We start from the raw sequence: 6,279 nt of genomic DNA, 5'->3' as shown, positions 1-6,279 counted from the left end.
GAACCCATTCCAATGGTTAATGCATACCTTGGAAAACATCATGTCAATAAACCATAAAAACTTAAAGGATCTTTATCCTCAGAACTTCAAAAAATCAGCGAACCTGTAGTTCATAGGCCGCATACAAACCAAAAGCATTGCGCTGCTATAGTATAAACTGTAGGGTCTTTTCCGAGAACAACAGGAATTTCCTTGGTGACTACTTTGCCTCCCGCTAAAAAATCCAACTTAACGGGACTTGATTCAGCAATTTTATTGGATATCGCAGACCAATTGGCAAAAGGCCTCGCTACATCGTCCCCGAAAGAACCATCTTGATTTCCGTCTACGATATAGATTTCTTTGCCGTTTGCGTTTTTACCAACCAGAATCCTAATGACAACATTCATAGGATCTTTCGACAACGTAATTGTATCCTTTATATTCCAATTATTTCGCGCAACTTCCTTTAGAAAAGAAAGCTTTGGTAGTTTTCCCGTCACGTAGTTCTGAAAAAGAAATTGCAATTTATCGACCATAAAGACGTATTCTGTCGCATCCGCGAGTTCTTCCCCTTTAAGCTTGTAATTAGGTAGAAGAAGACGGATTGTAGAATCCAGTTTATCAAGTCTGTTGATGGATTGAAAAAAGTTGCCTTTGGGACCGAGTCCCTCTGTCAGTTCGAGATCAATACTCATACTTGATACATATTGAGCAAAGCTTCTTAATCCGCAAAAAACTTGAATGAACAGAAAGCTAATAAGTAGATTAGTTCTTAGATTCATACGTTGGTTATTAAATAACTAGGTGTTTCAATAAAAATAGAATTTTATATACGAATAGGCATCCTGTGCCCTCCTGCCTAAAGTGAAAAAGGGGCTGTTCATTTTGTTGAATTAAGTATTTATAGCCGTTTTGGAAAAAGATTAACAGCAGAATACAAGGTGCGATTTTGTTGATAGCTGGGGCTTTTTAGAGGGCGTTCAACGGGACGCTTTTTTAGATTAATATTTCTAATTCCGTACTATTATTAGTCGTTAGATAAACTAAGATCTGAGATGGTCAAGCTTGAACTGAGAGTCGATCTTATAAGAAGTAACCAATACCATCGAAGGGTTCCATCGTCAGGTCCGTAACGTCACTAAAACCAAAGGTGCCTTCACTTCAGATATGGCGTTATTGAAACTGATCTATTTAGCACATAAAAACATTAAGAAGAAATGGACGATGCCTCTGGCCAATTGGGGACTACGGCACAGAAATTGGCTATTTGGTTTCCGGAAAGAATGGTCTTAGATTTGCAATAAGAATAATGGTTGAATCACCGCCTCGCGGGGCGGTAATTCAGCCATTGACACAGTTGGTTTTACACTCCCCTTCTCGGATATTTGGGCTCTTATTTTAAGTTTGCAGAAAGATCATGATTTGTGTTTTTTATGTTTATATCATCACTAATCTTTAAGAGCGTTAATATTATCAGCTTGATGAGCTTATAATAATCCATCTCATGCTCTTTTTCCAAGGAAGTATTAGTGCCGTGAAGATACTTATTACGAAGATCGAATCCATTGGTAAACTCCTTTTTATTCAGATAATAGTTGTAATAGTTCCTCTCCTGTCGTGTAAACAGCGTATTGTCAGCGGTTACCTCTCCTGCATCCAATAATTCGTTCAGTACTTTCCTGACCTTCCCGGAATGGTTCCAGTAACTGATCACCCCGTCTTTGTAAAAGCAACCCAGTATGTAAAGCAGCATTGCCTTTTTTATAACAATATGGCCCGTTTCGTTCTTTCCCAAATATCCATGATTTAACAGATAGTCTATTCCGTCTTTCTGATAATCTTCGAAATAATGATACTCAACCTGTTCCTTTACAAGCAGATCGTAAAGACAGTCATATTTATCTTCAAAAGGTTTGATATAATGAAATAGTCCCTGATCTGAAAAGAAAACATGCTGCAACTTCTCCAGTTCCTCGGAGGCACAATATATGTACTTATTCGTCATCAGGCTGCCTATTTCACTGAGTCTCAAGGTTCCTGAACTGATCCGTATCAGTTCCATATCAATGCTGCCCTCGTCGGCAAGTGTCTGGTATTGTTTGAGTAGAAAATCAAAGTCGGGTGTTATCACCCTGATCTTATACAGGTAGCCGGAACCGTCGACAGGCAGGCTGAAACTAAGCTCATGCTCTGAAAGAGCATTATTAAGATGGCGAACATATGAATTGATTAAACCTTCAATACTTTTGCCCTTCCGTTTCAGGTAGTGGCTGAATATTGCGATCTGAAGCGTGGAAAGGTTTTCTTTTCTGTAAAACGCCATACCTGTTTTATACTCATACCTGGAACGCATCGATATCCGTTCCAGAGTTCTCAGCTCTGTTTCCTTGCTTACCAGGTTGATTAGGTTAGCGCTGTCAGTAAAGAAAAAGAGGAAAGCAAATATCCCGAAAAGATCGACATCATTTGTGAAGCTATCGATAAACGATTCGCTATAGATCACCTCCATTTCCGATCCTTCGTGTTTAAAGATTACCGGCTCCGTCTGTTCCGTACTGAAAGAAACTGCCACCCCAACACTCCACGAATTTCCTTTACTAAAAAGACGTTCGGTCAGCTCATCTGATTTTCTTTTCGCCTTTAACCTGGTCTTCGGGCTTATTTTTAAATCGCTATCTCTTGAGTTTTCAATCAGCCGGATATAATTAAGATTGGGTTCATCCCTATCGAGATAAGCGTCTACGATTGCCTCTTTATCCTCTGGCCGCAGGCTCTTTGGCAGGAACATTGGCATTCGATTTCTACTATTTAATTCCTCCAAATGTGTCAGGATCATCTCCGCTGCCCCCCCGTATCCGAGCATAAAATCCCGGAGTGTCCTGTCAAATTTGTCCACGATCTTTTTCCAGGCAAGAATATGATGAACATGTCTTTCATCTGTTTTCAGCAAAGAAATCAGTACCCCGGGTGACAGGTGCTTTATTATATCAAGATCTGCGACCAACTTCCAAAAGTCACGGTAATATCGTCGATCTACAAGGGCAAGTTCCTGTTCGAAGCAATCATCCCTTATCTCCAGCATACGCGTCTTCAGTATTTTGTACAGGGTATCGACTATGTCCTTTCCACTTTGTTTTTGAACTTCCGTCCAGTTCCCGGGATACAGCTGATGTTCAAAATATAACCTGATGTTATAGAATTCAAACAAGTCATTCAGTTCCGGTTCTGCTTCCGGGTCAAATGCATTTAGAAGTACTGCCACATCAGAAAGATGCCTGCCCTTGGACAGATCATCTATAGAGTGGAATTTGATAACCGGTATTCTCTTTTTAACCATTCTCTTTAAATCGCTATCGTGGCCTTGTTGTAACCGGGTCCGATGTCCTGCACAATATCGGATACGAATTTTCTGTGTCTCTGCCTGTAAACATCAGCAGATATTAAACACTTTCTGAAATAAACTCCAAAAACTCTTTTCCCAGCCGCGTTGTCCTTGAGGACATCATTCCATCCCCGGACATCATGGTATTCAACTCGCTGGAATTATGTAGTCCGGCATCATGAAGGTCTTTCCAGATCAGGCTCCTGAGTTCTGTTTCTGCCGCAATATCGGGGTAGGCAGCTTTAAGCACCGCTGACAATCCTCCAGACATCAGGTTCGGTGGATTTTTACTATTGGCCTCAAACCATCCTTTCGGATCATCGTAGAGCGCAAGGATCTTAATGTGCCAAGCCGTGAATGCATCTACCAGATTCAGAAAAATATGACTTTTGGTTTTACCAGGGCTCTCATTCGCTGCTGTATTGATCACTGCATTTTTCAGTGCTGCCAGCTTTTCTCTTTCACTTGTTTTGATCGCCAGGCTGGTAGCCTGTAATACCACGTCGATAAACTCCTCATCAGCGCTCAGTTTGCTCACATCGGTCGTCCCCTGTTGATCCAATTCTGCCAGTTTTCCTGCCACCGCTTCCATCCATTGCTGGCGTCTCTTTTCTACAGGTGGCGTCACGACCAAACCGAATAATTCAGTGGCAGCACCTCCAACCACAGGTATGGATCCTAATATAGCTTTTGCAGCAGCATATGTCACATCTTTAGCAGTTGTCTTATTGATATCTTTCATTATTTGTTATTTGATCATTAGGCTTAGCTCAGAGGGTAGCCTCACTCCTGCTCTGCTTAATTGGTTATGTTATTTGATCGTAATAAATATACATAATTTTTAGGACAACCTTCAATGGAAAAACGGCTTGAAATTTGCTTCATTTTTTTCTAGTTAATTATCTCTGCCTTTTAGAGAAAACAGGAGATAAACAGATTATAACCAATAATATAGATAAACCAGGAAGTTAAAGCAGCTGGCTACTCATAGAAAACATTCAGAAAAAATGTTCATAAGGTCAAAAAATATGGATAGAATAAACAAGTGGCTGATCATCCTGATGGCCTGTGCCATACCATCGTTTTTTTCAGGAGCTGTCACCAGTGAAATCCATCAGAGAGATACCGTTACGGCCAGTGGCTATTTTGAGGGAGAGGAACCTTTCTGGGATATTGATATCAAAGACAACCTTCTTGTCCTCCGCTGCCATGCTGTAAACAGAATAGAAAAAGATACCATCCGTCTATCCAAAATGCAGGCACATACGGAGACCTTTGCATTTCATGCTAAAAATATTTTTGGCATTCTGCGAAGATCATCTGGAAATTGTACACTGGATATTACAGAAGAAGGCAACCCGACACACGAGATCTATTTCAGCTATTTGGGGGTAACCTATATGGGCTGTGGCAAAATGACAATCAGCAGGTAACTTTAATGATGCTTTATCTGTCTATATAAACATAATATTTAAAAAACGTATGAAGTTAATCTGCAGCATAATTTTTCTCGTTCTTTTCAGCGACAGCGGCTTTGCCCAGCAGGACCAGCCCCGGTACTGGCTCTTCATTCACAACAATGATTGTTCCTATTCGGCCTCTATAGATGACATGCCCGTATATACCGATTTTAATGACGGAAGCGCTACTTCGCTTTCATTCCCGGTCAATTCCCTGTTGCTCGGCAGCGGGAAACATATACTAAAGCTTACCCTGCTTCCCAAATCGGACAGCGATTTCAACCTTGATGCTTCATTATCGGATGCCTATTCAGTAAAGATCAGGATCGTCAGGAATGAAAACAAAAAGGATTCTATCGTGCTAGAAAAGGAATATTCGACAATACCGGGCGAAGCTTCTCCTTCGGCGGTCCATATCCTTCCCTTCGATGTGGAACTTCCCTATAGGTTGACTGGCTGGCAAAATGGAACGGACCTGACCAAAGAAGATAAAAAAGAATTGGAACGGGAGGTGGTAGCTTACTATAAGGATATGATCAGGGATTACGAGACAAAAAACTTCAAAAGCGTTGCACAGAAATATGAGCTGCGATTATCCGAACATTCCAGAAGTTCGTATTTCGATCGGGCGGATTCCATAAGGTTGATGGCAGAGCTGAAAGCAGATGTGAACAGGGAGCAAACATTTAGGCTGGAACATTACAGGATGCAATTCTATGGCAACGGAAAAGTGGTAGCGCTCATCAGAACAGATGGAGAATTCAAAGGGAGATCCGCGATGCTGGGCCTTGAAGATGATAACTTTTATGCCTATAAGCTCTTACTCTTCCGCCCGAATGCAGGCGAACCGCTACAGCTTATCAGGTAGTTTTTAATTGAAAAAACATTATACCCATGACAGCTTATAACAGTTTATTTATAGACAGGAATAGTGCGGTATACCTGGCACATTATAAGAACGGAACGATTTCGACGGGGCAGTCCAAGATCGGAGGCGCTGTTTCAGCCACCGAAGACCTTTTCTTTATGGATACGGATTCAGGTAAAACGCTCAAAAGGCAATTGTTCGACGATATAGAACAGATCATTTATAAGAGCCCTACCGAAGGCCTCTCCTATGCCAAAGAAGGAAACGGATACATAAAAATGAACGAGATCATCGAAAAGATCGATCGGTATCCGAAAAATTATTCAAGTCCAAACGAAACAATTGCTTTTCTGCTAAACAGGGAGCTGCGGGTAAGCATCACCGAAGATGCGGACCATTTCCTCGACAGGCATCCCAAATTCTTAAAAGAACTGAAAGAAAAGGATTTTTACGGACAGCAAAGGCTTAAAGAGTATATTCAGGTAATATATCAGGCGCAAACAGATAATTAAAAGTAAACATGAACGGGCTGGCGTTTAAGAAAATTGGCAAAGCGATATATGTCAGCTGTCGGAAAACAATTAATC

General features: G+C 41.1%; 6 protein-coding genes and 1 pseudogene. 4 read left to right on the top strand and 3 right to left on the bottom strand.

Annotated features, from left to right (window positions below):
- Positions 1–110: 110 nt before the first annotated feature.
- The gene (locus ACFSR5_RS19465) at positions 111–677 is read right to left on the bottom strand and encodes a hypothetical protein (RefSeq protein ID WP_380906156.1); all 567 of its coding nucleotides are present in this window, start codon (positions 675–677) and stop codon (positions 111–113) included.
- A gap of 400 nt (positions 678–1,077) precedes the next feature.
- On the opposite strand from ACFSR5_RS19465, the pseudogene ACFSR5_RS21275 reads away from it, so the two are divergent.
- Positions 1,078–1,286, top strand: a pseudogene (locus tag ACFSR5_RS21275) (IS256 family transposase); the annotation flags it as partial.
- Positions 1,287–1,375: 89 nt separating this feature from the next.
- Here ACFSR5_RS21275 and ACFSR5_RS19460 read toward each other — a convergent pair.
- Complete coding sequence (locus ACFSR5_RS19460) at positions 1,376–3,319, bottom strand: hypothetical protein (protein WP_380906155.1); 1,944 nt, start codon at positions 3,317–3,319, stop codon at positions 1,376–1,378.
- Positions 3,320–3,422: 103 nt separating this feature from the next.
- A complete protein-coding gene (locus ACFSR5_RS19455) occupies positions 3,423–4,106 on the bottom strand; it encodes a hypothetical protein (RefSeq protein ID WP_380906154.1) in 684 nt (227 codons plus the stop codon).
- A 286-nt stretch (positions 4,107–4,392) separates the two neighbouring features.
- Between ACFSR5_RS19455 and ACFSR5_RS19450 the strand changes: the two genes are divergently transcribed.
- The 3 genes from ACFSR5_RS19450 to ACFSR5_RS19440 are packed head-to-tail and all read left to right on the top strand — an operon-like array spanning position 4,393 to position 6,204.
- Entirely contained in the window at positions 4,393–4,797 is a 405-nt protein-coding gene (locus ACFSR5_RS19450; RefSeq protein ID WP_380906152.1) for a hypothetical protein, read from the top strand.
- A 49-nt stretch (positions 4,798–4,846) separates the two neighbouring features.
- A complete protein-coding gene (locus ACFSR5_RS19445) occupies positions 4,847–5,692 on the top strand; it encodes a hypothetical protein (RefSeq protein WP_380906151.1) in 846 nt (281 codons plus the stop codon).
- Between the two features lie 26 nt (positions 5,693–5,718).
- Complete coding sequence (locus ACFSR5_RS19440) at positions 5,719–6,204, top strand: hypothetical protein (RefSeq protein WP_380906150.1); 486 nt, start codon at positions 5,719–5,721, stop codon at positions 6,202–6,204.
- Positions 6,205–6,279: the final 75 nt, after the last annotated feature.

Source organism: Sphingobacterium suaedae (genome assembly GCF_042684625.1).
Taxonomy (GTDB): Bacteria; Bacteroidota; Bacteroidia; order Sphingobacteriales; family Sphingobacteriaceae; genus Sphingobacterium; species Sphingobacterium suaedae.
Note: the sequence above shows the minus strand (reverse complement) of the source record. Positions and strands in the feature narration are given on the sequence as shown.